General features: G+C 68.4%; 22 protein-coding genes. 19 read left to right on the forward strand and 3 right to left on the reverse strand.

The annotated features are described in order from the left end of the window. Positions 1–128: 128 nt before the first annotated feature. Positions 129–758, reverse strand: a complete 630-nt coding sequence (locus CBM2594_RS16980; RefSeq protein ID WP_116358003.1) for a response regulator — start codon at positions 756–758, stop codon at positions 129–131. Positions 759–1,013: 255 nt separating this feature from the next. Here CBM2594_RS16980 and CBM2594_RS16985 point away from each other — a divergent pair, with 255 nt between their 5' ends. The 5 genes from CBM2594_RS16985 (at position 1,014) to CBM2594_RS17005 (ending at position 7,055) form a co-directional block, all read left to right on the forward strand. Continuing rightward, complete coding sequence (locus tag CBM2594_RS16985) at positions 1,014–2,807, forward strand: hybrid sensor histidine kinase/response regulator (protein WP_232346651.1); 1,794 nt, start codon at positions 1,014–1,016, stop codon at positions 2,805–2,807. A 111-nt stretch (positions 2,808–2,918) separates the two neighbouring features. After that, positions 2,919–3,623 carry a glutathione S-transferase N-terminal domain-containing protein gene (locus tag CBM2594_RS16990; protein ID WP_116358004.1) on the forward strand — a complete coding sequence of 235 codons (705 nt, stop codon included), beginning with the start codon at positions 2,919–2,921 and terminating at the stop codon, positions 3,621–3,623. A gap of 142 nt (positions 3,624–3,765) precedes the next feature. Further along, entirely contained in the window at positions 3,766–5,106 is a 1,341-nt protein-coding gene (locus CBM2594_RS16995; protein WP_198048163.1) for a PQQ-dependent sugar dehydrogenase, read from the forward strand. A 95-nt stretch (positions 5,107–5,201) separates the two neighbouring features. Continuing rightward, complete coding sequence (locus tag CBM2594_RS17000) at positions 5,202–6,050, forward strand: EamA family transporter (protein ID WP_116358005.1); 849 nt, start codon at positions 5,202–5,204, stop codon at positions 6,048–6,050. A 180-nt stretch (positions 6,051–6,230) separates the two neighbouring features. Continuing rightward, the gene (locus tag CBM2594_RS17005) at positions 6,231–7,055 is read left to right on the forward strand and encodes a class I SAM-dependent methyltransferase (RefSeq protein WP_116358006.1); all 825 of its coding nucleotides are present in this window, start codon (positions 6,231–6,233) and stop codon (positions 7,053–7,055) included. A gap of 57 nt (positions 7,056–7,112) precedes the next feature. Here the strand turns inward: CBM2594_RS17005 and CBM2594_RS17010 are convergent, their stop codons facing one another. After that, positions 7,113–7,316, reverse strand: coding sequence for a hypothetical protein (locus CBM2594_RS17010; RefSeq protein ID WP_198048164.1), 204 nt, complete (start codon positions 7,314–7,316; stop codon positions 7,113–7,115). Between the two features lie 150 nt (positions 7,317–7,466). On the opposite strand from CBM2594_RS17010, the gene CBM2594_RS17015 reads away from it, so the two are divergent. Next, positions 7,467–8,327, forward strand: coding sequence for a LysR family transcriptional regulator (locus CBM2594_RS17015; RefSeq protein ID WP_116358007.1), 861 nt, complete (start codon positions 7,467–7,469; stop codon positions 8,325–8,327). A 9-nt stretch (positions 8,328–8,336) separates the two neighbouring features. Here the strand turns inward: CBM2594_RS17015 and CBM2594_RS17020 are convergent, their stop codons facing one another. Next, entirely contained in the window at positions 8,337–8,585 is a 249-nt protein-coding gene (locus tag CBM2594_RS17020; RefSeq protein WP_116358008.1) for a hypothetical protein, read from the reverse strand. A 231-nt stretch (positions 8,586–8,816) separates the two neighbouring features. Between CBM2594_RS17020 and CBM2594_RS17025 the strand changes: the two genes are divergently transcribed. The 13 genes from CBM2594_RS17025 (at position 8,817) to yddG (ending at position 26,149) form a co-directional block, all read left to right on the forward strand. After that, a complete protein-coding gene (locus CBM2594_RS17025) occupies positions 8,817–9,974 on the forward strand; it encodes an acyl-CoA dehydrogenase family protein (RefSeq protein WP_116358009.1) in 1,158 nt (385 codons plus the stop codon). A gap of 342 nt (positions 9,975–10,316) precedes the next feature. Next, positions 10,317–11,729 (forward strand): TolC family protein, encoded by a 1,413-nt coding sequence (locus tag CBM2594_RS17030; RefSeq protein WP_116358010.1) that lies wholly within the window; start codon positions 10,317–10,319, stop codon positions 11,727–11,729. 54 nt (positions 11,730–11,783) lie between these two features. Continuing rightward, positions 11,784–12,977, forward strand: a complete 1,194-nt coding sequence (locus CBM2594_RS17035; RefSeq protein ID WP_116358011.1) for an efflux RND transporter periplasmic adaptor subunit — start codon at positions 11,784–11,786, stop codon at positions 12,975–12,977. A gap of 13 nt (positions 12,978–12,990) precedes the next feature. Then, entirely contained in the window at positions 12,991–16,113 is a 3,123-nt protein-coding gene (locus tag CBM2594_RS17040) for an efflux RND transporter permease subunit (RefSeq protein ID WP_116358012.1), read from the forward strand. Between the two features lie 480 nt (positions 16,114–16,593). Further along, complete coding sequence (locus CBM2594_RS17045; protein WP_116358014.1) at positions 16,594–17,208, forward strand: hypothetical protein; 615 nt, start codon at positions 16,594–16,596, stop codon at positions 17,206–17,208. Between the two features lie 107 nt (positions 17,209–17,315). Next, entirely contained in the window at positions 17,316–17,519 is a 204-nt protein-coding gene (locus tag CBM2594_RS17050) for a CsbD family protein (RefSeq protein WP_116358015.1), read from the forward strand. 197 nt (positions 17,520–17,716) lie between these two features. Beyond that, positions 17,717–18,502, forward strand: a complete 786-nt coding sequence (locus CBM2594_RS17055; RefSeq protein WP_116359658.1) for a GntR family transcriptional regulator — start codon at positions 17,717–17,719, stop codon at positions 18,500–18,502. A 61-nt stretch (positions 18,503–18,563) separates the two neighbouring features. Further along, complete coding sequence (locus tag CBM2594_RS17060) at positions 18,564–20,108, forward strand: acetolactate synthase large subunit (RefSeq protein ID WP_116359659.1); 1,545 nt, start codon at positions 18,564–18,566, stop codon at positions 20,106–20,108. Positions 20,109–20,355: 247 nt separating this feature from the next. Beyond that, entirely contained in the window at positions 20,356–21,348 is a 993-nt protein-coding gene (locus CBM2594_RS17065) for a tripartite tricarboxylate transporter substrate binding protein (protein WP_116358016.1), read from the forward strand. Between the two features lie 22 nt (positions 21,349–21,370). Beyond that, positions 21,371–21,754, forward strand: coding sequence for a Zn-ribbon domain-containing OB-fold protein (locus CBM2594_RS17070; RefSeq protein WP_232346652.1), 384 nt, complete (start codon positions 21,371–21,373; stop codon positions 21,752–21,754). Next, a complete protein-coding gene (locus CBM2594_RS17075; protein ID WP_116358018.1) occupies positions 21,751–22,914 on the forward strand; it encodes a thiolase in 1,164 nt (387 codons plus the stop codon). The genes CBM2594_RS17070 and CBM2594_RS17075 overlap by 4 nt, the downstream gene beginning before the upstream one ends. A gap of 113 nt (positions 22,915–23,027) precedes the next feature. Further along, entirely contained in the window at positions 23,028–25,184 is a 2,157-nt protein-coding gene (locus CBM2594_RS17080; RefSeq protein ID WP_116358019.1) for a 3-hydroxyacyl-CoA dehydrogenase NAD-binding domain-containing protein, read from the forward strand. Between the two features lie 32 nt (positions 25,185–25,216). Next, positions 25,217–26,149: an aromatic amino acid DMT transporter YddG gene (yddG, locus tag CBM2594_RS17085; protein ID WP_116358020.1), complete on the forward strand. Its 933-nt coding sequence runs from the start codon at positions 25,217–25,219 to the stop codon at positions 26,147–26,149. Positions 26,150–26,153 lie beyond the last annotated feature (4 nt).

The raw sequence follows: 26,153 nt of genomic DNA on the forward strand, positions 1-26,153 counted from the left end.
ATCCCGCAAGCGGGAGAGGGGAGCAAACCGGCAGCGAGATCATTGCCTCGAACGTTCCAACTCTCGCTTGTGTACTCCCTCTCCCGCAAGCGGGCGACGGGAGCAAACCGGCGGAATAGGAAAGAAATTCAGTCCAGCGGAATGCCTTGACGCGCGGCGTACGCCACCACCTCCGCGGTGTTATGCAGATCCAGCTTGCGCATCAGGTTCTCCCGATGCTTGCGCGCAGTCAGCGGGCTGATGCCCAGCTGCGCGGCAATGTCGCCCGCGGTCGCGCCGCGCGCGATCAGCATCAGGATCTGCTGTTCGCGGCGGGTCAGCGCGGCGAGGGCGTCCGCCGTAGCAGTCTCCGCGCCGCCGGCAGCAATGACGTTGCGCCCTTCTGACAGGGCCATCAGCGCGGGCACCAGCTCGCCGATATCGCCGCTCTTGATCAGATAACCGTTGGCGCCGGCCGCGATCGCCGCGTGGCCCATGCCGGCCCCCGCATTGCCGGTCAGCACCAGGATGCGCAGGGCGGGGTGCAGGGCGCGCAAGCGCTGCACGAAGGCAAGCCCATCGACGCCCGGCATGCCCAGGTCCATCACCAGCAGGTCGACGCGTTCGCGCTGCAGCAGTGCCAGCAACTGCGCGCCGTCGGCAGCTTCGCCGGCCATCACCAGGTTGCCGATGCCGGACAGCACCAGCTTGAGCCCTTCCAGCACGATGGCATGGTCGTCGGCGAGTGCCACGCGGGTCGGGACGGGAAAGCGGCTCATCGCGGCGGCATCTTGGCTGGCGAAAGGGAAAGGGAAGGTGGTATAAAGCGGCAGCCCGGCGCGCGGCCCGGGCCCATGGCGCCAGGCTGGCCATGGTGGCGCTGGCGACCCGCCGGATTATAGCTTCGCATGCCGCGCGTGCCCCACTGGCCCTCACCCTCCGCGCATGCCCATCTCCTACGCCTGCGGCGCCATCTCCGGCCGCCTTGTCCCGCTGTCATGGCCGCGCCGCCGCGCCCGGCGCAGGCATCCGTCATGAACGCGCCGGCCCGGCAGCCCGCCGACGTGGCGGCGGCGATGGTGGACCTGCTCTACCGGCAATCCAACGCGGTCTTGTTCGCCAACTTCGTGATCGCGCTGCCGGTGTGCTACGTGCTGCGTCCCAGCGTGCCGGCGCCGCTGCTGGCGGCATGGATCGCCGCGGTGTACCTGCTGACCACGTTGCGCATCGGCCTGTCGTGGCGCTATTTCCGGCGCGGCGGCAGCGCGGCGCCGCAGGCGTGGGCGCGCCGCTTCATGGTCCTGTCCTGGGTCTCCAGCCTGCTGTGGGGCGCGGTTGGCTCGTCCATCTTGCTGCCGCCCGAGCCGCAGCTGGTGGCGTTCTGCTGCATCGTGCTGGCCGGCATGTCCAGCGGCGCGATCCCGTCGCTGTCCGCGCATCCGCCGACCTACCGCGGCTCGGTCGCGGCCATGCTGCTGCCGTTCACGCTGTATTGCCTGATGCAGCAGGGGCCGATGTACGGCGTCTATGCGGGCTTTGCCGCATGCCTGCTGGGCGCCAACCTCTACTACAGCCAGGTCACCTACCGCACGCTGCGCGACGGCGTCAGGCTGCGCTTCGAGAACCTGGCGCTGATCGGCGCGCTGGAGCGCGAGCGCGATCGCGCCACCGCCGCGGACCAGGCCAAGACGCGCTTCCTGGCCGCCGCGGGCCATGACCTGCGCCAGCCCGTGTACGCGATCGGCCTGCAGGCGGCTGCGCTGACGGCGCTGGGTGAACGCGGCGACGTGCCGGCCGCCCAGGCGCATGCCGTCGGCCGCCGGCTGCGCGCCACGCTGGCACGCATGGACCACCTGCTCGACGGCCTGCTCGATGCGTCGCGGCTGGATGCGGGGCTGATGCCGGTACGGCGCCGCCCGCTGCCACTGGCGCGGCTGCTGGCCGAGGTCGGAGAAGAGTACGCCGGGCAGGCGCGCCAGCGCGGCAGCGTGCTGCGGGTCGTGCCGGCGCGCGCGTGGGTCGACAGCGACCCCGACCTGCTCAAGCGCATCCTCGACAATCTCGTCGTTAACGCGCTGCGGCATGCGCCGCGCGCCAGCATCCTGGTGGGCGCGCGCCGTCGCGCGGGCGCCATGGAAATCCAGGTGATCGACACCGGCCCCGGCATCGCGCCGGCGCATCAGGCACGCGTGTTCGACGATTATGTGCAGGTGCCGGGCACCACGCCGGCCGACGAGCAGGCCGACGAGCAGGCCGGCACCAGAGGGCTCGGACTCGGCCTTGCCATCGTGCGGCGCCTGGCGGCGCTGCTGGACCATGCGGTGACCCTGCGCTCGGCGCCCGGGCGCGGCTGCATGTTCTCGGTGCGCGTGCCGCTGGCCGATGCCGCCGCGGCGCCCGTGCTTGCCGCCGCGCCGGCCGAACCTGACGGCGAGCCGCTTTGCGTGATGCTGGTCGACGACGATCCCCAGGTGCTGGGCGCGCTGACCGAACTGCTGACGGTGTGGGGACATGTCGTCTACGGCGGCCCCAGCGTTGCCGCCGTGTGCGAGGCGCATCTTGCCGCCAGCCGCGACGGCGCGGCGCCGGTGCACCTGATCCTGGCCGACTACCGCCTGGGCGGCGGGCTGACGGGCCTCGACGCGGTCACGATGCTGCGCGCCCGCGTGGGCCACGCGGTGCCGGCGCTGATCGTCACCGGCGACACCGCGCCCGACCGCCTGCAGGCGCTCCACGACAGCGGCTTCCCGGTCCTGCACAAGCCCATTCATGGCGACGCGCTGCGCGCCGCGCTACGGCGCGCGGTGCAGCCGGCGGAGTTCGCCTGAACGCGCCTGAACGCGCCCTGCAGGCAACGCAGGCGCGGTTTATGATCGGGCTTTGCCAATGTCCCCGGCGCCTTCCCGCACCCGCGGCAGGCGCCCGAACCAGGAGCCCGTGTGCCCGATCTGTCCGCTTTCCCCATCACCCGCAAATGGCCGGCGCAGCATCCCGACCGCATCCAGCTCTATTCGCTGCCCACGCCCAACGGCGTCAAGGTGTCGATCATGCTGGAAGAGACCGGCCTGCGGTACGAGCCGCACCTGGTGCGCTTCGACACCGACGACCAGATGTCGCCGGAATTCCTGTCGCTGAACCCGAACAACAAGATCCCGGCGATCCTCGACCCCGACGGCCCGGGCGGCAAGCCGCTGGCGCTGTTCGAATCCGGAGCGATCCTGCTGTACCTGGCCGACAAGTCCGGCAAGCTGATCCCCGCCGATCCGGCGCGCCGCTACGAGACCATCCAGTGGGTGATGTTCCAGATGGGCGGCATCGGCCCGATGTTCGGCCAGCTGGGCTTCTTCCACAAATTTGCCGGCAAGGACTACGAAGACAAGCGCCCGCGCGACCGCTACGTGGCCGAGAGCCGGCGCCTGCTCAAGGTGCTCGACCAGCGCCTGGACGGCCGCGCGTGGATCATGGGCGACGAGTACTCTATCGCTGACATCGCCACCCTGCCGTGGGTGCGCAACCTGGTCGGCTTCTACGAGGCGGGCGACCTGGTCGGCTTCAAGGACTTCGTCAACGTACAGCGCGTGCTCGATGCCTTCGTGCAGCGTCCGGCGGTGGTGAAGGGGCTGGATACGCCGCATCGGGGCTGAAGCGCACCGGGCAGGGCGCCGCGCGGGCATGGGCATCGTCCTACACGGTGCCTTCCGCGGCGCCTACAGAGCGCCTGGCGCGGCGCGTCCTATAGTCCAAAGCACAGGCGCGCGGCCGTGCGCGGCCTGAGGAGCCCGGACCATGCCGAAGCCCAACTTTGCGCGCCTGTTGCGCACCGCCATGCTGGCCAGCGCCGTCCCCGTGCTGGCCACGCTCGCCGCCTGCGGCGAATCGGCCAAGCTGCCGTCCGAAGCGGGCTTCGGACCCACGCCGCAGCTGCCGCCGCCCAACCAGACCGCCATTCCCACCGTCAAGATCGCGCCGGCCATCGGCTGGGCCGCGGGCCAGCGCCCGGTGCCGGCCGAAGGCATGGCGGTGACGGCCTTCGCCGACAAGCTGGACCATCCGCGCTGGGTCTATGTGCTGCCCAACGGCGACGTGCTGGTGGCCGAGAGCAATGCCCCGCCCAAGCCCGACGACGGCAAGGGCATCAAGGGCTGGATCATGAAGATGGTGATGAAGCGCGCCGGCGCCGGCACGCCCAGCGCCAACCGCATCACGCTGCTGCGCGACAGCAACGGCGACGGCGTCGCCGACCAGCGCTCGGTGTTCCTGAAGGACGTGAATTCGCCGTTCGGCATGGCGCTGGTCGGCAACGACTTCTACGTGGCCGCCACCGATGCGCTGCTGCGCTTCCCGTACCAGCCCGGCCAGACCGAAATCAGCGCCGCGCCGCAGAAGGTGGTCGACCTGCCCGGCGGGCCGCTCAACCATCACTGGACCAAGAGCCTGATCGCCAGCCGCGATGGCAGCAAGCTGTACGTGACCGTGGGCTCGAACAGCAACGTGGGCGAGAACGGCATGGACAAGGAGGTCGGCCGCGCCGCGATCTGGGAGGTCGACCGCAGCACCGGCGCGCACCGCATCTTTGCCAGCGGGCTGCGCAATCCCAACGGCATGGCGTGGGAGCCGGTCACCGGCATGCTGTGGACCGCCGTCAACGAGCGCGACGAGATCGGCAGCGACCTGGTGCCGGACTACATCACCTCGGTGCGCGACGGCGGCTTCTATGGCTGGCCCTACAGCTACTACGGCCAGCATGTGGACCAGCGCGTGAAGCCGCCGGCACCGGAGCTGGTGGCCAGGGCGATCGTTCCCGACTACGCCGTGGGCGCACACACCGCCGCGCTGGGCCTGGCCGCGGCCGGCGGCAACAGCCTGCCGGCGCGTTTCAGCGAAGGCATGTTCGTCGGCCTGCATGGTTCGTGGAACCGCCGCCCGCTGGCGGGCTACAAGGTGATCTTCGTGCCGTTCAGCCAGGGCCGGCCGCAGGGCGCGCCGTTCGACGTGCTGACCGGGTTTGTCGACGACGACGGCAAGGCGCGCGGGCGGCCGGTGGGCGTGGCGATCGACAAGCGCGGCGGCTTGCTGGTGGCCGACGATGTCGGCAATACGGTCTGGCGGGTCAGCGGCGCCAGGTGAGGCCGCCCCGGCGCGCGGCGTGTCGCACGGCACACCGGCGCGGCTAGAATGGCGCGATCCCGCGCCGTCCATACGCGCCGCCCCCGCCGCCGCCCATGTCGCTCACCGTCTTCGCCGTCGTCCTGCTTGCCGCCTTCCTGCATGCCGCGTGGAATGCCGTGGTCAAGGGCGGCGGCGACAAGATGCTGTCCACCGTGATGGTGGCGGTGACCGCGGGCCTGATGGCCGCGCTGGCGCTGCCGGCGCTGCCGCAGCCGGCGCCCGCCAGCTGGCCCTTCATCGCCGCGTCCGTGGGCGTGCACGTGGTGTACTTTGCGCTGGTCGCGCGCATCTACCGCAGCGCGGACATGAGCCTGACCTACCCGCTGATGCGGGGGTCCGCGCCGTTGCTGGTGGCGCTGGCCAGCGTCGGCTGGCTGGGTGAGCACCTGTCGGCACTGGCGTGGGCCGGCATTGCCGTGATCAGCCTTGGCATCCTGGCCATGGCGGGCGGTGCGCGCGGCGCCCGCGGCGGGCAAGGCAGCCGCGAGGGCGTGTGGCTGGCGCTGCTGAACGCGCTGGTGATCGCCGCCTATACGCTGATCGACGGCACCGGCGTGCGGCGCTCGGGCGCGCCGGTGGCATATGCCTTCTGGATCTTCGTGCTGACCGCGGTGCCGCTGGCGGCGTGGGCACTGGCGACGCGCCGGCCGGAACTGCGCGCCTACGTGCGCCGCAACCTGGTGTTCGCGCTGGTGGGCGGCGGCGGCACGCTGGCGTCCTACGGGCTGTCGCTGTGGGCGATGACGCGCGCGCCGGTGGCGCCGGTGGCAGCCCTGCGCGAGTCTTCGATCCTGTTCGGCGCGCTGATCTCCGCGCTGCTGCTCAAGGAGCGCGTCGGCGCCGCGCGCCTGGGCGCGGCCTGCCTGATCGCCGCCGGCGTAGCCACGCTGCGCTTCGCCTGAACGGGTGAAAGCGTGCGGCAAGGCGGGCCGGGTGCCGGCCTGGGCGCCTGGCCGCTGCCAGGCCGCGGCGCTGTCTATACTTGGCTTGACCGGGTTCCCTGGATGCCGCCGCACGGCATCCGCACACCAATATCACGAACACACGCCCGCCCGCCTGGACATCGACGCCGAGGAGTAGGCATGGACCGCACCGCAGATTCGTTTCGCGCCTTTGAGCTGGCCGGCTGGGAAGACCCGGAGGTGGTCAGCCGGTACCAGGAACACCTGTCGCACGTGACCCGGCAATCGGTCGAGTCCCTGCTGGACGCGGCCCATGTGACCAGCGGGCAGCGCGTGCTGGATGTGGCTTCCGGCTCCGGCTACGTCGCGGCCGGGGCGGTGCAGCGCGGGGCCGATTCCGTCGGCATCGATTTCGCGCTGGCGCAGGTGCAACTGGCGCGCAAGCTCCATCCCGAGGTCCAGTATGAACAGGCCGACGCGCAGGCGCTGCCGTTCGGCGATGCCAGCTTCGACGCCGTGGTCAATGGCTTTGGCCTGTGCCATATGTCCGACCCGGACGCGGCGCTGGCCGAGGCCTTCCGCGTGCTGCGCCCGGGCGGGCGCATCGCCTTCACCGTCTGGGACACGCCGGAGCGCGCCGTCGGCTTCGGCGCGGTCTATGCCGCGATCCGCGCCTATGGCTCGATGGACGTCGACATCCCGGTCGGACCGAATTTCTTCCTGTTCAGCGATCCCGGCCATTGCCGCAGCGCCTTGCAGCAGGCCGGCTTCGTCATGCCGACCTGCCGCAGCGTGCCGCAGGTCTGGCGCTTCTCCACGCCCGACCAGCTGTTCGACGCGCTCGCCCAGGGCACCGTGCGCGCCGCCGCCACGCTGCGCGCGCAGACCCCCAAGGCCCGCGATGAAATCCGCGCCGTGCTGCGCGGCACCGTTGCCGGGTACATGCGCGGCAGCGGGTTTGAGGTGCCGATGCCGGCGGTGCTGGCGGCGGCGGTGAAGCCTTGACGCGGCGGCGCTCAGGCGCCGGCCTTGGGGTGCTCTGGCAAGCCGCAAGCCGGATTGTCAGCGCTCGGCCTGCTCTTGCTCCGGCCTTCCGGCTTCCATGAAGTCTCGCGGGAAGGCCGCGAACAGATCGAGCAGGCCGGCCAGGCTTCGGCGTACCGGCGCGGCAGCGTTGGGCAACGAGTCCGAAGCGATGCCTGCAGAACCTGCAGAAGGTTGGGCAGCATCCTTGTTGCCGGATGCGGGCAGCGGACGGTCAGGCATGGTGGCTTTGTCCTTGGTCTGGCGTTGTCCTTGGTCTGGAATCAGGAGCTTACTTCCAGGCACCGCCGGGGTGAGTGGTGGGACCGCCATTGCGGAAGATCCATGCCGCATTGCCTACAATTCGCCACACCGTGTCGGAATTTCCACTCCATGGACATCGAACTCGCCCGCACCTTCCTCCAAGTCGTGCGCGACGGCAGCCTGCTGGCAGCCGCCGACAAGCTGCATGTCACGCAGACCGCCGTCACCGCGCGCATCAAGAGCCTGGAGGCGCAGCTGAACTGTCGCCTGTTCGAGCGCAACAAGGCGGGGGCGCGGCTGACGCCGGACGGGCAGCGTTTTCTCGGCTATGCCAGCCAGCTGGTGCAGACCTGGGAGGCGGCGTGCCGCGAGCTGCCGCTGCCGGCGGGGCTGGCCAGCCTGTTTCGCTATGGCACGGAAATCAGTCTGGGCAACCCGCTGGTGCTGCTATGGGCGACGCGGCTGCGGCAGCGGATGCCGGCGCAGGCGGTGCGCGCGGAGGTGGGTGACGGGGCGGAGCTGCAGCGCCGGCTGCAATCGGGCGCGCTGGATGCGGCGCTGGTGTACCAGCCGGAGTACGCGCCCGGCATGCATGTGGAAGCGCTGATGGAGGAGAAGCTGGTCCTGATCCGCTCGACGCAGCGCGACGGCGGCTATGTCTATGTCGACTGGGGTCCGGAGTTCCGCCGCCAGCATGACAGCGCGTTGCCGGAATATGCGCGGGCGTCGCTGTACTTCAACCTGGGGCCGCTGGCGCTGCAGTACATCCTGCAGTTCGGCGGCAGCGGCTACTTCCGCACGCGCGTGGTGCAGAGCTACCTGGACAGCGGGGCGCTGGCGCGCGTTGCCGGCGCGCCGGAGTTCTCGTATCCCGTGTTCCTGGTCCGTGCCAAGCCGCCCGCGGGACCGGCGCGGGAAGCCGTGGAGATCCTGCGCGACATCGTGCGGGAAGAATCGGACTGGTCGCAGCGCTGGGACTTCCCGCAGTAGCGCAGGCCGTCAGATCCGCACCGGCACCAGTTGTCCCGACGGGGCCGGCACGGCCACCAGGCGCCATTGCCGCACGCGCCGCATCCGGCCGCCGCCGCCACCACGGCGCGGCGGTCGTGGTTCCAGGCCGTTGAAGCGCCCGTGCCGCTGCGCGCGCGCAAACACCGGTTCCGGCACCCGCGTGCCGATCAGCCAGGTGACGGCACCCCCCGCCGCCACCAGTGCCAGCGCCACTCCAGCCCAGAGGATGGCTTCCATGTTCCCGCTCCGTCGAATCGTTATCTGTGGTTCCAGTATTGGCACAAAGCGTGCCGGCGGGTAAATGAAAGTTATTTGCACTTCATATCAATAAAATTGCATTCAACTGGCTTTTCGGTACAGGGCGGGCCGTTTCGCGACGGCAGGAAAAATCATCTGTTCCGACGAATCTCATCGGCGTTGCCAGGCAGACACTGACCCGGTCTATCTCAAAACACCTGGAGACCTCCGATGCAACGCCTGATCTTCGAAGCCGAACACGACGCCTTCCGCGAATCCGCCCGCCGCTTCTACCAGCGCGAGGTCGGCCCGCACGGCGAGCGCTGGCGCGAACAGGGCTGCGTCGACCGCGAGGTGTTCCGCAAGGCCGGCGAGCAGGGCTACCTGCTGATGTGGGCCGACGAGCAATACGGCGGCGCCGGCGTCCAGGACTTTCGCTACGAGCAGATCCTGATCGAGGAAAACGCGCGCCACGGCGACTCCGGCTTCTTCGGCACGCTGCACTCGCGCCTGGTGGCGCCTTACATCGGCCGCATCGGCAACGAAGAACAACGCCAGCGCCTGCTGCCCGCGGCGGCGCGCGGCGAGTCGATCTTCGCCATTGCCATGACCGAGCCGCAGACCGGTTCGGACCTGGCCGGCATCCGCACCCGCGCCGAGGACCATGGCGACCACTGGGTGCTGAACGGCGCCAAGACCTATATCTCGAACGGCCAGCTGGCCGACGTGGTGGTGGTGGTCGCCCGCACCGACCCGGAACGCAGCCACGGCCTGACGCTCTTCATCGTCGAACGCGGCATGCCCGGCTTCGAGCGCGGGCGCAAGTTGCGCAAGCTGGGCCTGCACTCGCAGGACACTTCGGAACTGTTCTTCGACAACGTCAAGGTGCCCAAGGCCAACGTGCTGGGCGAGCCCGGCCAGGCCTTCCGCTACCTGACGCGCCACCTCGCCGAAGAGCGCCTGATCGGGGCCTGCGGCTACATGGCGTCGGCGCAGGTGGCGTTCGATATCACGCTGGACTACGTGCGCGAGCGCAAGGCTTTCGGGCGCGCCATCGGCACGTTCCAGAACTCGCGCTTCAAGCTGGCCGAGCTGCGTGCGCAACTGGACGCGCTGCAGACCTTCGTCGACCAGTGCGTGCTGCAACACAACGCCGGTACGCTGACGGTGGAGACCGCGGCATCGGCCAAGCTGCTGACTTCCGAGCTGCAGGGGCGCATGGTCGACGAGGGCGTGCAGTTGCACGGCGGCGCGGGGTATATGGAGGAGTACCGCATCTGCCGCATGTATGCCGACGCGCGCATCTCGCGCATCTATGCCGGCAGCAGCGAGATCATGAAGGAGATCATCGGCCGCGGCCTGGGGCTGGATGACCGCGTGAAGGGATAGGGTTGAAAGCATAAGCGCAGTTAGGAAAGTTCCGACGGCACGGCTGGCAACGGCCGTGCCGTTCGTCGTTTTTTCCAACGGTTCAGCAAATTCGCGCAGCTAAAGGTGTTTGTCAGGTGAATGAAAGCCGTTTGTAAAGCGGTTCGGTTTGAATGCGTGCGGGAGATCGTGTCCGGGTGGCAGGCAGCATCAGGGCGGCGGGCGAGGGCGCAACAAGACAGCCACGCTGCGCAATCGCATCGCGGGCCGTGGCGCAGGATGATTTTCTTGCGCCGCAGGTGAACCGTTTGGCGGGCACGGTCGTTTAACCGCAGACCGTTTTCGAACCGAGCCTGACTGACCGTGCCTTTTGTCTTATCCCGTGTTGCCGTAGGTTCCCTGCTGGTATTGGCGGTCGTGGCGAAGCCTGCGGCGAGCCTTGCCGCCGAACGTCCTGCCGATCCAGTTTCTTCCGCTGATTCCGCGCCCGCCGCACCCGCCGCACCCGCCGATGGCCCCTGCGCTTCGCCGCCGGCAAACGCTGCGCTGACCCTGGCCCAGGTGCGCCTCGACGCGTTGCGCTGCAACCGCACCATCCTCGCCGCGCGCCGCGGCGTGGAAGCCAGCCAGGCCGATGTCCAGATCGCGGCGCAGCGTCCCAACCCCGTGCTGAGCCTGGGCGTCGAGAACATCAACCCGCATCTCGGTGTCGGCCCGGGCAACCTGCGCAGCAAGACGGTGGATTCCACCGTGCGCGTCGACCAGCTGATCGAGACGGCCAACAAGGGCAACCTGCGCGTCGATGCCGCGCGCAAGGCCAGCGCCGCCGCCGGCGAAGCGGTGCAGGCGGTGGTGGCGCAACAGGCCGGCATGGTGGAGCAGGCCTTCTTCGACGCGCTGGCCAGCCAGGAACGCGTGGCCGTATTGCGGGAAACACTGGCGCTGTACGAGCGCACCCGCCAGGCCACCGAGACGCGGCTGAAGGCGGGCGACGTGGCGCGCGCCGACGTGACCAGGCTGCAGCTCGACGCGCTGCGTGCGCAGAACGACCTGCGCCAGGCCATCACCGACCATTCCCGCGACAAGGCCGCGCTGGCGCAGGCGATGGGCGTGCCCGGCACGCTGGCGGACAACCGGCTGGTGCCCGACTGGCCCGCGCCCGATGCCGCCGTGCCGGCGCCGGACCCGGACACGCTGCGGCGCCGCCCCGACGTGACCGCCGCCGAGGCGCGCCTGGCCGCCGCCGAGGCGTCGCGCGATCTCGCTCGTGCGGGTCGCGTGCCGGATGTGACCATTGGCGCGCAGGCCGAGCACTATCCGACCTCATCAGGCAACAGCTCCGGCTCCGGCAACAGCTTCGGCGTGTTCCTGTCGGTGCCGCTGCCGGTGCGCCACAGCAACGGCGGCGAGGCGCGCCGCGCCGAAGTCGACTACTACGCCGCGCTGGACGACCGCAACCGCGTGATGCTGGAGGCCGGCAACGAGATCGACCGTTTGCGCAGCCAGCTCGAGAGCGCGCGCCAGGCGCTGCGGCAGATGCGTGACGAGGTGCTGCCCGCGGCGGACAGCGTCGCCGGCAGCGCTGAATTCGCCTACCGCAAGGGGGCCACCGGCGTGCTGGATCTGCTCGATGCACGCCGCGCGTTGCGCCAGACCCGGCTCGATGCCGTCCAGGCGCAGGCCGACTACGCCAAGGCGCTGTCGGCGTACCGCGCTGCGCTGCAGACCTCTACCACCGCTTCGCCCGCCCACACTGCCGCCGCCGCGCGTCCCTGAACCGCCGTTCCCCGCGATCTCCTCATGTCTTTCCTGTCACGCATGTCCCGTCGCATGTCATCTTCTTACGCCGCCTTGCCGGCGCGTGTTGCCGTTGTGTTCGCCATGTCGTTGTGCGCACTGGCGCTGGCCGCGTGTGGCAAGCCTGAAGCCCCGAAGGCCGATGACGATCCCAGGGTCAGCGGCAACACCATCCAGTTCCCGGCCAGCGTGAAGACGCTGCCCGGCATCGCCGTCGAGCCCGCCACCACCGGCGGCGAGCGCATGCTCAGCCTGCCCGGCCGGCTGGTGTGGAACGAAGACAAGACCGTGCGCGTGGCGACGCCGTTCGCCGGGCGCGTGACCGAGGTGCTGGTGCAGCCCGGCGCCACCGTCAAGGCGGGCCAGGCGCTGGCGAACCTGACTTCGCCGGACTTCGGCGTGGCCCAGGCCGATGCGCGCAAGGCCGCTGCCGACAACGCGGTCGCGGCCAGGGCGCTGGCGCGTCAGCGCGAGTTGTATGGAGCCGGCATCATCGCGCAGAAGGAACTGGAGCAGACGCAGGCCGACGCCGCGCGCGCCGCGGCGGACCTGCAGCGCACCCAGGCGGCGCTGAGCCAGTACGGCGCGGCCGCGGCCGGGGGGGGCGGCGTCAACCAGCGCTATGCGCTGCGCAGCCCGATCGACGGCCTGGTGGTCGAGCGCAACCTCAACCTCGGCATGGAGCTGCGCCCCGACCAGCCCCCCGCCGCGCCGCTGTTCCTCGTGACGGATCCAACCACGCTGTGGGCGCAGGTCGATGCGGGCGAGGCCGACCTGAAGCTGTTCAAGCCCGGCGTGCCGGTGCAGCTGATCACCGCCGCGTGGCCCGGCGAGACCTTTGCCGGCACCGTGGTCAAGATTGCCGACTATGTCGACCCCGCCGCGCGCAGCATCAAGGTGCGGCTGGATGTGCCCAACCCGGAGCGCCGCCTGAAAGCGGAGATGTTCGTCACCGCCAAGCTGCCGGCAGCCTCGTTCCAGGGCATCGCGGTGCCGTCCACGGCCGTGTTCCTGGCCGACAACCGCAACTATGTGTTCGTGCGCACCGCGCCCAATACCTTCGAGCGCCGCCAGGTGCGCGTGGGCGTGACGCTGCCCGGCACCACCGAACTGCTGCAAGGCGTGAAGGCCGGCGAGACCGTGGTCAGCGAAGGCAACCTCTACCTGCAGGACATCCTGCGCGATGCCACCGCGGTGAACGCGGCGCGCGCAGCAGAAAAACACTGAGGACGATCGCCCCATGATCTCGCGCATCGTCAGCTTTGCCCTGCACCAGAAGCTCTTTGTCTGGCTGGGCCTGATCCTCTTCGTCGGGGGCGGCATCGCCGCGTTCAAGAACCTGCCGATCGAAGCCTTCCCGGATGTGTCCGACATCCAGGTCAACGTCATCACGCTGTACCCGGGGCGCGCCGCAGAAGAAGTGGAGCGCCAGGTCACGATCCCGATCGAGACCGCGCTGGCGGGCACGCCCAACGCAGTGCGGGTGTTTTCGCACACGCAGTTCGGGCTGTCGTTCATGATGGTGACCTTCAACGACAAGGCTACCGACGTGGCCGCGCGCCAGCAGATCCTGGAGCGGCTGCGCAGCGTCGACCTGCCCGACGGCGTGCATCCGGACCTGGCGCCGCTGTCCACCGCGATCGGCGAGATCTACCGCTTCCGGCTGACCGGCAAGGGCTATACGCCGCAGGAACTGCGCACGCTGCAGGACTGGGTGGTCGAGAAAAACCTGCGCCAGGTGCCGGGCGTGGCCGACCTGGTCACCATCGGCGGCACCATCAAGCAGTATGAGGTCAACCCCAACCTGGCGCGCATGCGCGATGCCCGGATCTCGCTGTCGCAGCTGTTCACCGCGCTGCAGCGCGCCAACTCGAATGCCGGCGGCGGCGCGGTGGCGCATGGGCGCCAGCAGTTCCTGCTGCGCTCGCTGGGCAGCTTCCGCACGTCGGCCGATATCGCCAACGTGGTGGTGGCTGAGAACAACGGCACGCCCATCCTGGTCAAGGACATCGCCGAGGTGAAGGTCGGCAGCGCGCCGCCGCAAGGCCTGATGGGCCAGGACGATGAAGACGACATCGTCTCGGGCATCGTGGTGATGCGCAAGGGCGAGAACCCGTCGCTGGTGCTGGACGCGCTGAAACAGAAGATCGCGCTGCTCGACGAGCAGATCCTGCCCAAGGGCGTGAAGATCGTGCCGTACTACGACCGCTCCACGCTGATCGACAAGACTTTGCACACGGTGTTCGGCAACCTGGTGGAGGGCGCGCTGCTGGTGATGGCGGTGCTGTACCTGTTCCTCGCCAACGTACGCGCCGCGGCGATCGTCGCGCTGATCATCCCGCTGGCGCTGCTGTCGACCTTCATCGGCCTGACCTGGGTGGGGATTCCGGCCAACCTGCTGTCGCTGGGCGCGATGGACTTCGGCATCATCGTCGACGGCGCGGTGATCGTGGTCGAGAACATCTTCAAGCGGCTGGGCGAGCTCAAGGCGCAGCAGATCCAGGACAGCCGCGCGCGCCTGCACGCGATCCTGCAGGCCACCACCGAGGTGGGCCGCCCGACCGTGTTCTCGATGGTCATCATCATCGCGGCGCACATCCCGATCTTTACGCTGCAGCGGCACGAGGGCAAGATCTTCGCGCCGATGGCGTACACGGTGACGGGCGCGCTGATCGGTTCGCTGATCCTGTCGCTGACGCTGGTGCCTTTGCTGTGCCACCTGCTGCTGAAGAAGAATATCGCGCACGACGACAACTTCCTGGTGCGCCACTGCAAGCGGCTCTACGCGCCGATGCTGGCGTGGGCGCTGGACCACAAGAAGCTGGTGGTGGGCGCGGCGCTGGGCCTGCTGGTGGCTACGGTCGGCGCGGGCAAGTTCCTTGGCAGCGAATTCCTGCCCGAACTGGACGAGGGCTCGATGTGGGTCAGCTTCGACCTGCCGGCGTCGGTCTCGGTCGACGAGGCGCGCGACCAGGCGCGCCGGCTGCGCAGCGTGATCCGCCAGACGCCGGAGGTCAACACCACCATCTCCAAGGTGGGTCGCCCCGACGACGGCACCGATCCCAAGCTGATCAACACCGTCGAGATCCTGGTCGACCTCAAGCCCGAGAAACAATGGCGCGCCGGCCTCGACAAGCGCGCCATCATCGGCGAGATCGACCGCAACCTGCGCCGGCTGCCCGGCATCGAGCCCAATTTCTCGCAGCCGGTGCGCGACAACATCCTGGAGAGCATCTCGCAGATCAAGGGCCAGATCGTGATCAAGGTGCAGAGCGACAGCCTGGAGCAGAACAAGAAGGTTGCCGACCAGATCCTGGCCAACGTGCAGTCGGTCAAGGGGGTGATGCGCGCCTTTATCGACCGCGACGGCGAGCTGCCGCAATACGTGCTGGAGTTCGACCGCGCCCAGGCCGCGCGCTACGGCATCAATGTGGCCGACGTGCAGGAGCTGATGGAAACCGCGCTGGCCGGCAAGGCCGCGACCGAGCTGTGGGAAGGCGAGAAGCACTTCAGCGTGGCGGTGCGGCTCAAGCCGTCGGAACGCGCGCTGCCGAACCTGCCCAACATCTTCATGCAGACCGCCGACGGCGCGCAGGTGCCGCTGTCGCAGCTGGTGACGTTCCGCGCCGCGTCCGGCGCGATGAACATCAGCCGCGAGAACGGCCAGCGCACCACCTCGATCGGCATCTTCATCCATGACCGCGACATGGGCAGCGTGGTCAAGGACATGCAGAGGCTGGTGGCGAAGAACGTCAGGGCCGACGACGTCAAGATCGGCTGGTCGGGCGAGTTCGAGAACCAGGAACGCGCCATGGCGCGGCTGTCGATCGTGGTGCCGCTGTCGGTGCTGGTGATCTTCCTGCTGCTGTTCAATGCGTTCAAGTCGTTCAAGAGCGCCACGCTGATCATCTCCAACATCCCGTTCGCGCTGATCGGCGGCGTGTTCGCGCTGCTGCTGACCGGCATCCCGCTGTCGGTGTCGGCGGCGATCGGCTTTATCGCGCTGTTCGGCCAGGCCGTGCTCAACGGCGTGGTGATGGTGACCTACTTCAACCAGCTTCGCGACGAAGGCATGCCGGTGCGCCAGGCGGTGCTGACCGGTTCGATGGACCGGCTGCGCACGGTGCTGATGACGGCGCTGCTGGCCATGCTGGGTTTGTTCCCGATGGCCATCTCGCGTGCCATCGGTTCGGAGACGCAGCGGCCGCTGGCCATCGTCATCATCGGCGGGCTGATCACGGCGACCGTGCTGACGCTGATCGTGCTGCCGACCTTGTATGAATGGATGGTGGGACGCAACTGGCCGGACGAGGAGGGGGCGGCGGCCGAGGGGAACCGGTTGACGGCTTCGATTGCGGAGTAGCGCTGGGCCCCGATTCACTGCTGGTTTGCTCCCCTCTCCCGCTTGCGGGAGAGGGGCCGGGGGTGAGGGCAGGCCGTCGCTATGCGGCAGCGTTGTGCTTCGTCGATGCGCTGGCCCTCACCCCAACCCTCTCCCGCAAGCGGGAGAGGGAGTACCCAAGCGGGATTTGGAAAGCCTGCGGCATTTCGTTGTACCTCATGATTTCTCAAGCGGCGTTGGCTGCGGCAGGCATTCATACTTCCCTGTCCGCCATCGCACACCGGACACGCTGAACACGCCAACCCCTCCCGCAACCAGCTTCATACCCCGCCGTGTGCCTCACCCGATTCGCTATGTCGGAATAGTCTGACGTTCCTTTCGGAGCCCAACGCCTGCTGACCCCATCCCCCCGGGCCTACTCTGTACTTACGGCGTGGCCAGCAGCATAGCCGCCGGCCTCTCATGCGTACCCTTACGCAATCACCCGGAAAGGAGCTCGACATGATGAAGAAATGGCTGACCGCAGCAGTGTGTTCGATGATGGTTGCCGCCCCGGCAGGCGTAGCCCTGGCGCAGACGACGGCACCGGCACCGGCAACGACGGCCGGAACGGCTGCAACCGGCGCAAGGGCAGACTATGACGCCGCAGTGAAGCAGGCCGACGCGGACTACAAGGCTGCCTCTGCCAAGTGCGATGGCATGAAGGACAACGCCAAGGACGTCTGCAAGGCCGAGGCCAAGCGCGACCGCGACGTGGCCAAGGCCCAGGCCGAAGCGCGCCGCGACGGCACGCAGAAGTCGATGGCGAAGGCCGAGAAGACCAAGGCCGACCGCGACTATGACGTCGCCAAGGAAATGTGCGACGACAAGACCGGCAACGACAAGGACGTCTGCAAGAAGGACGCCAAGGCCGCCCATGAAAAGGCCCTGACGGCTGCCAAGGTCGACAAGGCCGCGGCCACCGGCTCGCGCAGCGATGTGGCGGAAGCCCGCGCCGATGCGAAGAAGGACACCACCGACGCCGCCTACAAGGCCGACAAGGAACGCTGCGACGCGCTGTCCGGCGATTCCAAGGACAAGTGCCAGGCCGACGTGAAGGCCAAGTACGGCAAGTAAGCGCTTCAGCACCACGGCTCTCCCGCGCAGGGCGGGCCGTCCACCGCACCACTCGCAAGGGGACGCCAGCACCGGCGCCCCCTTGCCATGAAACCAAGGAGCACGACATGAACTGGGACCAAATCGAAGGCAAGTGGGAACAGGCCAAGGGCAAGGTCAAGGAGAAGTGGGGCAAGCTGACCGATGACGACATCACGCAGATCAACGGCAAGCGCGACCAGCTCGCCGGCCGCATCCAGGAGCGCTACGGCTACACCAAGGAGCGCGCCGAGGAAGAAATGAAGGAGTGGGAACGGGATGTGCGGTGGTAAGCCGCCGCACGACGGTCTTGCAGGGCGCCTCCGGGCGCCTTTTTTTGTGTCGCGTCTTCGCCATGCGCCGCTGCCGCGCGCAAGCCGATGATCAAGGTTAACCCTAGTAGTCTACTTATGTAGACTTTTTATACTGTCCGACACTGCACGCTGGCATGCGCCGGCGCTTCCATTTGCCCGGCACCGGGCACCCGCCCATGCCGGACCCACTTTCCAGCGAACTCCTGTCCCGCAGCCGCCAGCCGGTCTACCTGCAGCTGGCCACCATCTTCCGCCGCCAGATCGAAAGCGGCGCGTGGCGCCAGGGCGCGCGCATCCCGTCGCTGGAGCAGCTGTGCCGCCAGTACGGCGTGGCGCGCATGACCATGCACCATGCGCTGTCGATGCTCGACGAGGAAGGGCTGCTGGAGCGCTCGCGCGGGCGCGGCACCTTCGTCAAGGCGCCGTGCCGGGCGCGGCGGCAGGTTTCGCTGTCGACCAGCTGGGACGAGGCCGTCGCCGTCGGCGCGCAGCTCGACACCGAAGCCATGGTCGAGTCGGCCGGCAATGTGCCGCTGCCCGACGACCTGGGCATGCCCTGCGCCGGCGAGCGCGCTCCCGCCTACCACTTCCTGCGCCGGCTGCACCGCGTCGACGGGCGCCCGTTTGCCGTGGGCGAGGTCTTTATCGAGGCCGATGTGTTCGCGCGCGATCCCGACGCCTTCCGCCAGGGCGCCTCGGTGCCGGTGCTTGACCGCTTTCCCGGGCTGTCGGTCAGCACGGCGCGGCAGCGGCTGTCGATCGTCGCCGCGGGCGCGGAATCGGCGGCGGCGCTGGCGCTTGCGGTCGGCGCGCCGGTGGCCGAGCTGCGCCGCTTTGCCTGCGTGCCGCCGGCCACGGCCGCGGGCGCGGAGCGCATCGTCTATTTCGCCCGCATTGAATTCCCGACCGAGTTCGTCTGCCTCGATTTCGACCTGCTGGCCGCGCGCCCGCATCCGGCATGACGGACCGCTGATCCCTGCCAACCCTCCAACCACCGGACCCCACATGGACAACGCACAACCGATGAACGGCGCCGAGAGCCTGGTCAAGACCCTGCTGGCCAATGGCGTGGACACCTGCTTTGCCAACCCCGGCACCAGCGAGATGCATTTCGTCGCGGCGCTGGACCGCATTCCCGGCATGCGCTGTGTGCTGGGGCTGTTCGAGGGCGTGGTCACCGGCGCCGCCGACGGCTATGCGCGCATGGCCGGCAAGCCCGCCGCCACGCTGCTGCATTGCGGGCCGGGGCTGGCCAACGGCCTGGCCAACCTGCACAACGCGCGCCGCGCGCAGACGCCGGTGGTCAATATCATCGGCGACCAGGCCACCTACCACCGGCCGCTGGACGCGCCGCTGACCGCCGACACCGAAGGCTGGGCGCGGCCGGTATCGGTGTGGACGCGTACCGCCACGCGCGCGGCTTCGGTCGGGGCCGATGCAGCGGCCGCGGTGCAGGCCGCCTGCGCCGCGCCGGGCGGCGTCGCCAGCCTGATCCTGCCGTCCGACGTGTGCTGGGACGCGGGCGGCGTGGTGGCCGCGCCGCTGCCGCCGCTGGCGGTGCCTAAAGTCTCGCCGGATGCCGTGCAGCAGGCCGCGCGCGTGCTGCGCTCGGGCCAGCCGACGCTGATCGTGCTGGCCGGCAGCGCGCTGCGCGAGGCGCCGCTGGCCGACGCGCACCGCATTGCCGCCGCCACCGGCGCGCGGCTGATCTCGCCGATGTCCAACGCACGCGTGGCGCGCGGCCGCGGCCGCCTGGCGGTGGACCGCGTGCCGTATTCCGGCGACGCCGCGCGCGACAAGCTGGCCGGCATCCGCAACGTGATCCTGGTGGGCGCGCCGGCGCCGGTGACGTTCTTTGCCTACCCGGGAAAGTCGCCGCGCCCGTATCCGGAAGATGCCGCGGTGCATGTGCTGGCCCGCCCGGAAGAAGACCTGGCCGAAGCGCTGGCGCGGCTGGCCGATGAGCTCGGCGCGCGCCAGGCGCAGCTGCCCGCTGCCGCCACCCCCGCGCCGGTCGAACCCGCGCGCGGCGCGGTCACCTCCGAGGCGGTCGCGCGCACGCTGACCGCGCTGCTGCCGGAGCAGGCCATCGTGGTGGAAGAGAGCGTCAGCTTCGGCCGCGCCTTCTACCCCGGCACCGTGCACGCGGCCCCGCACGACTGGCTACAGCTGACCGGCGGCGCCATCGGCGCGGGCCTGCCGCTGGCGCTGGGCGCGGCCGTGGCGGCGCCCGGCCGGCGCGTGGTGGCGCTGCAGGCCGACGGCTCGGCCATGTACACGCTGCAATCGCTGTGGACCATGGCGCGCGAACAGCTCGACGTCACCGTGGTGCTGCTGGCCAACCGCAAGTACGCCATCCTGCTGGGCGAACTGGCCGGCGTCGGCGCCAACCCCGGCAAGACCGCGCTCGACATGCTCGATATCGGCAACCCGGACCTGGACTGGGTCAAGCTGGCCAGCGGCATGGGCGTGGAAGGGGCCCAGGCTACCGACATGGAAGGCTTCGCCGACCTGTTCCGCATGGCCAATGCGCGCAAGGGACCGTTCGTGATCGAGCTGGTGATCTGAGCGGCGGGCGCGGCGGGCAAGCACGTCCGCCGCGCGTCTGGCCGACGGGACTCGGCAAACCACTGTCGCTCCCGTCTGCACGGGAATGGCGGTGGACGCTCGTCTCCAGGGCGTTGAAATTCCGCGAAGCCGCGCTTCGAAATTTTCGGATAGGTGTCCGAACAGTCGAAAAATATACTTGCTTCGACCACAAGCAAGCACCGGCGCCACACGCGAACCGGTGGAAAAAAACGACGCAGGAGACACCATGAATCCAGGCATGACCCGCCGACGCTTTGTCGCAACCTTGAGCGCTTGCGCAGCGCTGGCCGGCACAATCACCGTGCCTGCCCGCGCCGATTCCTATCCGGGCAAGCCCGTCACCATCGTGGTGGCCTTTGCGCCGGGCGGCATGACGGACATTGTCGGGCGTCTCCTTGCCGCGGAGCTCAGCCAGTCGCTCAAGCAGAGCTTCGTCGTCGAAAACCGGCCCGGTGCGGCGGGCCAGATCGCAACGGAATACGTGGCACGCAAGCCAGCCGATGGCTACACGCTGCTGCTCAGCGCCACCGGTCATGTCATCGGACCTGCTGTCCAGAAGTCGGTCCGCTATCGCCCGGTGCAGGACTTCGAGCCCATCGCGCTGATCGCCAAGGCACCAAACATGCTCGTGGTCAACCCTTCGGTGCCGGCTCAAACCGTTCCCGACTTCATCAAATGGGCCAAGACCCAGGAAAGCGTGCCTTACGGTTCGGCGGGGGCGGGCGGCTCGACGCATCTGGCCGGCGAACTGTTCCGGCATATGACCGGCGCGCCCATGGCGCACGTCCCGTACAAGGGCGCGTCGCCGTCGACCAACGCCGTGGTGGCGGGACAAATCCCGGTTGTTTTCCAGGATTCGATGAGCGTCTCCGCCTTTGTTGCCGCGGGGAAGTTGCGCGCTATCGCCGTGACCGGCGCAGAACGAAGCAAGCTGTTCCCTGACATCCCGACCATCGCGGAGGCAGGCTACAAGAACTTTGACGCCTATACCTGGCTTGGCCTGTACGCCCCCGCTGGGACGCCGAAGGAAATCGTGGCCCGCCTGAACGCCGAGGTCAATCGCATCATGGCTGCACCCGATACGGTGGCGAAGCTCAGGCGGCAGAGTGCGGAGGCAGCCGGTGGCCTGAACCCGGCGGAGTTCCGCAAGTATGTCGAAGCCGAGGTGGTCAAGTGGCAGGACACCGTGAAGATCACCGGCGTGCAGATCGACCAGTGAGGACGTAATGGCGGACCATGAAATGCGAAGTGCCGACGGCCACTATTTCGGCCGGCTCGCGCAAGGAGTGTTCGAGATTCCATGCTGCCGAGAATGTCGGAGGTATCACTTCTTTCCGCGCGTGATGTGCCCGTTCTGTGGTTCGGCCGAACTGCAGTGGACTGCGCCCTCCGGCTACGGCTGGGTCTACTCGACCACGGTGGTTCGCGGCAAGGAGAACAGTCACAACGTTTGCCTGGTGGATCTCGACGAGGGGCCTCGCTTGATGAGCCGGGTGGTCGGCATCGAACCGGATGCCGTAAAGATTGGTGCCAGGGTCAAGGCCCACATTGAACACGCCGGACAGACCGGACAGACAGGCGGGGCGGCGCTGCTCGTGTTCCGTCCCGCCGGAGAGACGCCATGACCAAGGCAACTGACCGCGGTGGCGTGGCAATACTCGGTACCGGGCTGGCCGGGCTTGGACACGCGGGGGGCCGCACGGAACAGGAAATCATCGCCCAGGCAGCCAGCGCTGCCGTGGCAGCGAGCGGGCTGCGCATGGCGGAGATCGACGGCATCATCACGTCCAGCCTGACTTCGCCGTGGTGGGTCATGCGGATGTCCGAGTACCTGGGAATCCGGCCCCGGTTTTCCGACAGCACCATGTTCGGCGGGTCTTCATTCATCGCTGACCTTCGTATTGCGGCGATGGCCATCGAGGCAGGGGAATGCGAGAACGTTCTGGTTTGCTACGGCAGCAATCCGCGCAGCATCCCGAGCAGTTCGCGTGTCAATGCCATGCGCGCGGAACTCGACCCGCAACCGTATGAGCATCCCTACCAGCCGTTCAATCCCGTTAGCAGCTATGCGCTGGCTGCGGCGCGGCACATGCATGAGTACGGCACCACGCGCACACAGCTTGCCGAAGTTGCCGTGGCAGCGCGCAAATGGGCACAACTGAATCCCGACGCCTTTGTACGGGATCCCCTCACCGTTGAGGACGTCATCAGCGCCAGGATGATCTCGGACCCGCTCACGGTGCGCGACTGCTGCCTGGTCACCGACGGCGCCGGGGCCTTTGTCGTTACGCGCGCGGACCGGGCCAGGGCGCTGCACGCCCGGCCCATCTATGTGCTGGGCGTTGGCCATGCACATTGGCACCGCCAGATATCGTGCATGGAGGATCTCACACGGACGCCGGCAATCGACTCCGGTGCGAGGGCGTTCTCGCAAGCGGGGCTGACGCCGAAGGACATCGACATTGTCCAGCTGTACGACGCCTTCACCATCAATCCGATCCTGTTCCTGGAAGACCTTGGCTTCTGCGCCAAGGGCGAAGGCGGTGCGTTCATTGCCGATGGCCGTATCGAACCGGGCGGCGACTTCCCGATGAACACGAACGGTGGCGGCCTGTCGTGCGTGCATCCCGGCATGTACAGCATCTTTCTGGTGATCGAAGCCGTCACGCAACTGCGCCAGGAAGCCGGAGAGCGCCAGGTCAGGGCCGCCCGGACCGCGCTCGTGCATGGCAATGGCGGCGTGCTCTCCAGCCAGGCGACCGCGATCCTTGCGCTAGACCGATAGACATCCACCTGTGGCACCGGCCTTGCCCGCGCCGCCAGCCAATCCACCATGGCGTTCGCGTCGCGGCCGGCCTTCCTGCGCCGGCCGGCGCCTCATCATTGCCGAACATTGACATGTCACCCGTTGCCGAATCTCTCCGACTTTCTCCGACCGTCAGCTATGAACGCCAAGCCGACATTGCCGTGCTGTGGCTTGACAATCCTCCGGTCAACGGGCTTGGCGATACAACCCGCGCGGGCATCCATGCCGGGCTGAAGCAGGCTTTGGAGGACGACAGCATTGTCGGCGTGGTGCTGGCCGGTGCCGGCAAGGTGTTCTGTGGCGGTGCCGATATCCGTCAGTTCAATACCCCTGCCGCAACGGCATGGCCGCTGTCGGCGAATATCCAGCAATGCCTCGAGACTTCGCCAAAGCCAGTGGTGGCAGCCATTCACGGCGTGGCACTGGGCGGCGGCCTCGAACTGGCGTTGGGCTGCCACTATCGCGTGGTTGCCGGCGACGCGCGTCTGGGGCTGCCGGAGGTCAATATCGGCCTGGTCCCCGGTGGAGGCGGCACGCAGCGGCTGCCACGCCTGGTAGGGGTGGAACGGACTCTGGACATGATTCAGACCGGTGCCCCGGTAACAGGCAAGGTGGCAGCAGCGATCGGCCTTGCCGACGCTGCTGTCGACACAAACGGGCCGGCGCATGACGCCGTGGAAGTCGTCGCACTGGCGGTTGAATTCTGTCGTCAGGCCGCGGCCCGGACGGGGCCGCATCCGTTGGCCGCGGCGCGTGAAGTCAACGGATCGTGCGTCGATTTCGAGGCAAGGCTCGGTGCGGTCAACCGCAAGGCCCGTAACGCAAGGGCGCAGCAAGCCGCCATTCTATGTGTGAAGGCCGCGACGCAGTTGCCGTTCATCGATGGACTTGCCTTCGAACGCGAGCGGTTCGACGCCCTGGTCAGGGGGACCGAGTCGAAGTCACTACGCCACCTTTTCTTTGCGGAACGGGAGGCGCCGAAATTTGCAGAGGGTGCGGAAGTGGCGCTGCGCGCGCTCGACCGTGTTGCGATACTCGGGGCAGGGACCATGGGTGTTGGCATTGCGATGTCCTTCGCCAATGCCGGCATGCCGGTCATGCTGGTGGAGCGCGAGCAGGCTGCCATCGACCGGGGCATGGCACTGATCCGGCGCAACTACGAGGTGACGGCGTCGAAAGGCAAGCTCACTGCGGCGCAGCTCGAAGAGCGCCTCGCGCGCATTACCCCGACGCTGGAGTTCGACGTCGTCGCCGCGGCAGACCTGGTCGTGGAAGCGGTCTTCGAGGACCTGGCCATCAAGAAAGAGATCTTCCGTCGGCTGGACAAGGTTTGCAGGCCTTCGGCGATCCTGGCCACCAATACCTCGAGACTGGATGTGAACGTGATCGCCGCAGCCACGAGCCGGCCGGGCGATGTGATCGGCCTGCATTTCTTCAGTCCGGCAAACGTGATGAAGCTGCTGGAAGTGGTGCGCGGCAAGGCGACCAGCCCGGATGTCATCGCCACGTGCCTGGCGATGGCACAACGCCTGCAGAAGATCCCGGTTCTGGTCGGGGTGTGCGAAGGGTTCGTCGGCAACCGGATGCTGACCCCGTACTGGCGCGAGGCTGGTTTTCTGCTGGAGGAAGGCGCGTCGCCGCAACAGGTCGATCGCGCGCTGACGGACTTCGGCATGGCGATGGGCCCGATGGCGATGGCCGACCTTGCCGGCATGGATATCAACTGGGCAACGCGCAAGAGGCTGGCGCCGACGCGTCCGGCGCACCTGCGCTATTCCACGGTGGCGGATCGCATTTGCGAGCTGGGACGCTTCGGGCAGAAGACCAGTGCTGGCTACTATCGCTACGAGCCGGGCAGCCGGACGCCGATTCCCGATCCGGTCATCGATGCGCTCATCGCAGACTGCGCGCGCGTGGCGGGCATCGCAAGACGCGAGATCTCCGGCCAGGAGATCGTCGAACGCGCCATGCTGGCCCTGATCAATGAGGGCGCCCGCATCCTTGAGGAGGGCATTGCGCGGCGTGCGTCGGATATCGACGTGGTCTACGTGCATGGCTATGGCTTCCCGGCCTGGCGCGGCGGCCCAATGTTCTACGCCGAGACGCTCGGCCTGGAGAAGGTACTGGCGCGCATACTGGCTCTACGCGAACAGCATGGGGCGCATTGGGAGCCTGCGCCGCTGCTGGCACGCCTCGTCGCGGGCGGTGCCGGCTCCTGGAGCGAGGTGCCGGCGGTTCAAGTAAAGTAATGCCCCTTCCGTTCCATCGATAGCTTCATCCCATGGCAGTCATGCAGAGAAAACAGGCAACCCTGGTCGGGCTTGTCGCGGTGCTCCTGTGGAGTGCGATCGTCGGCCTGATCCGCGGCGTCAGCGAGAGCTTCGGCGCCACGGGCGGCGCCGCCCTGATGTACACGGTTGCCTCCGCGCTGCTATGGGTCTCGGTCGGCAGCGTCCGGCTCAGGGCGCTGCCGCGCGCCTACCTGGTCTGGGGCAGCGTGCTGTTCGTGTCGTACGAGCTGTGCCTGTCGCTGTCGATCGGCTACGCCAACAGCCGCAGGCAGGCGATCGAAGTGGCCATGGTCAACTACCTGTGGCCGAGCTTCACCATGCTGGCCGCCATCCTGTTCAACCGGCAGCGGGCCAGCTGGCTGATCGTGCCGGGTTTGCTGGTGGCCATCCTCGGGATCTGCCAGGTGCTGGGCGGGGACCAGGGGCTTGACCCCGCAGGCATGGCCGCCAACGTGCGGGACAACCCGCTCAGCTACGGACTGGCCTTCGCGGGCGCCGTCATCTGGGCGGGCTACTGCACCGTGACGGCCCGCATCGCGCAGGGCAAGAATGCCGTCACGCTGTTCTTCATGCTGACCGCGCTCGCGCTGTGGACCAAGTACCTGTTCACCGGCGGCGAAGCGATGGCGTTCAGCGTTGCGGGGGTCGTCTACCTGGCCCTGGCTGCCTGCGCAATGGGTTTCGGCTACGCGGCGTGGAACGTCGGCATCCTGCACGGCAACGTGACCGTGCTGGCGGGCGCATCGTATTTCATCCCGGTGCTGTCGGCGGCGCTGGCTGCCGCGCTGCTGCATGCGCCGCTGTCGTTCGCGTTCTGGAAAGGGGCGGCGATGGTGGTCGGGGGTTCGGTGCTTTGCTGGCTGGCGACGCGTGGCAAGGGTGAGCGCGCGGCGCCGGCCGCGGCGTCCGGTCAGGCGACATAGCGTG

Source organism: Cupriavidus taiwanensis, from assembly GCF_900249755.1.
In the GTDB taxonomy this organism is placed as follows: Bacteria; Pseudomonadota; Gammaproteobacteria; order Burkholderiales; family Burkholderiaceae; genus Cupriavidus; species Cupriavidus taiwanensis_D.

Excerpts from the sequence above, each read along its gene's own strand:
- CBM2594_RS17055 (WP_116359658.1), top strand. The coding sequence starts at position 17,717 with ATGCCGGACCCACTTTCCAGCGAACTCCTGTCCCGCAGCCGCCAGCCG.
- CBM2594_RS16995 (WP_198048163.1), top strand. The coding sequence starts at position 3,766 with ATGCCGAAGCCCAACTTTGCGCGCCTGTTGCGCACCGCCATGCTGGCC.
- CBM2594_RS17065 (WP_116358016.1), top strand. The coding sequence starts at position 20,356 with ATGAATCCAGGCATGACCCGCCGACGCTTTGTCGCAACCTTGAGCGCT.
- CBM2594_RS17040 (WP_116358012.1), top strand. The coding sequence starts at position 12,991 with ATGATCTCGCGCATCGTCAGCTTTGCCCTGCACCAGAAGCTCTTTGTC.
- CBM2594_RS17075 (WP_116358018.1), top strand. The coding sequence starts at position 21,751 with ATGACCAAGGCAACTGACCGCGGTGGCGTGGCAATACTCGGTACCGGG.
- CBM2594_RS16985 (WP_232346651.1), top strand. The coding sequence starts at position 1,014 with ATGAACGCGCCGGCCCGGCAGCCCGCCGACGTGGCGGCGGCGATGGTG.
- CBM2594_RS16980 (WP_116358003.1), bottom strand. The coding sequence starts at position 758 with ATGAGCCGCTTTCCCGTCCCGACCCGCGTGGCACTCGCCGACGACCAT.
- yddG (WP_116358020.1), top strand. The coding sequence starts at position 25,217 with ATGGCAGTCATGCAGAGAAAACAGGCAACCCTGGTCGGGCTTGTCGCG.
- CBM2594_RS17000 (WP_116358005.1), top strand. The coding sequence starts at position 5,202 with ATGTCGCTCACCGTCTTCGCCGTCGTCCTGCTTGCCGCCTTCCTGCAT.
- CBM2594_RS17035 (WP_116358011.1), top strand. The coding sequence starts at position 11,784 with ATGTCATCTTCTTACGCCGCCTTGCCGGCGCGTGTTGCCGTTGTGTTC.
- CBM2594_RS17025 (WP_116358009.1), top strand. The coding sequence starts at position 8,817 with ATGCAACGCCTGATCTTCGAAGCCGAACACGACGCCTTCCGCGAATCC.
- CBM2594_RS17050 (WP_116358015.1), top strand. The coding sequence starts at position 17,316 with ATGAACTGGGACCAAATCGAAGGCAAGTGGGAACAGGCCAAGGGCAAG.
- CBM2594_RS17005 (WP_116358006.1), top strand. The coding sequence starts at position 6,231 with ATGGACCGCACCGCAGATTCGTTTCGCGCCTTTGAGCTGGCCGGCTGG.
- CBM2594_RS17080 (WP_116358019.1), top strand. The coding sequence starts at position 23,028 with ATGTCACCCGTTGCCGAATCTCTCCGACTTTCTCCGACCGTCAGCTAT.
- CBM2594_RS17070 (WP_232346652.1), top strand. The coding sequence starts at position 21,371 with ATGCGAAGTGCCGACGGCCACTATTTCGGCCGGCTCGCGCAAGGAGTG.
- CBM2594_RS17020 (WP_116358008.1), bottom strand. The coding sequence starts at position 8,585 with ATGGAAGCCATCCTCTGGGCTGGAGTGGCGCTGGCACTGGTGGCGGCG.
- CBM2594_RS17060 (WP_116359659.1), top strand. The coding sequence starts at position 18,564 with ATGAACGGCGCCGAGAGCCTGGTCAAGACCCTGCTGGCCAATGGCGTG.
- CBM2594_RS17010 (WP_198048164.1), bottom strand. The coding sequence starts at position 7,316 with ATGCCTGACCGTCCGCTGCCCGCATCCGGCAACAAGGATGCTGCCCAA.
- CBM2594_RS17045 (WP_116358014.1), top strand. The coding sequence starts at position 16,594 with ATGATGAAGAAATGGCTGACCGCAGCAGTGTGTTCGATGATGGTTGCC.
- CBM2594_RS17015 (WP_116358007.1), top strand. The coding sequence starts at position 7,467 with ATGGACATCGAACTCGCCCGCACCTTCCTCCAAGTCGTGCGCGACGGC.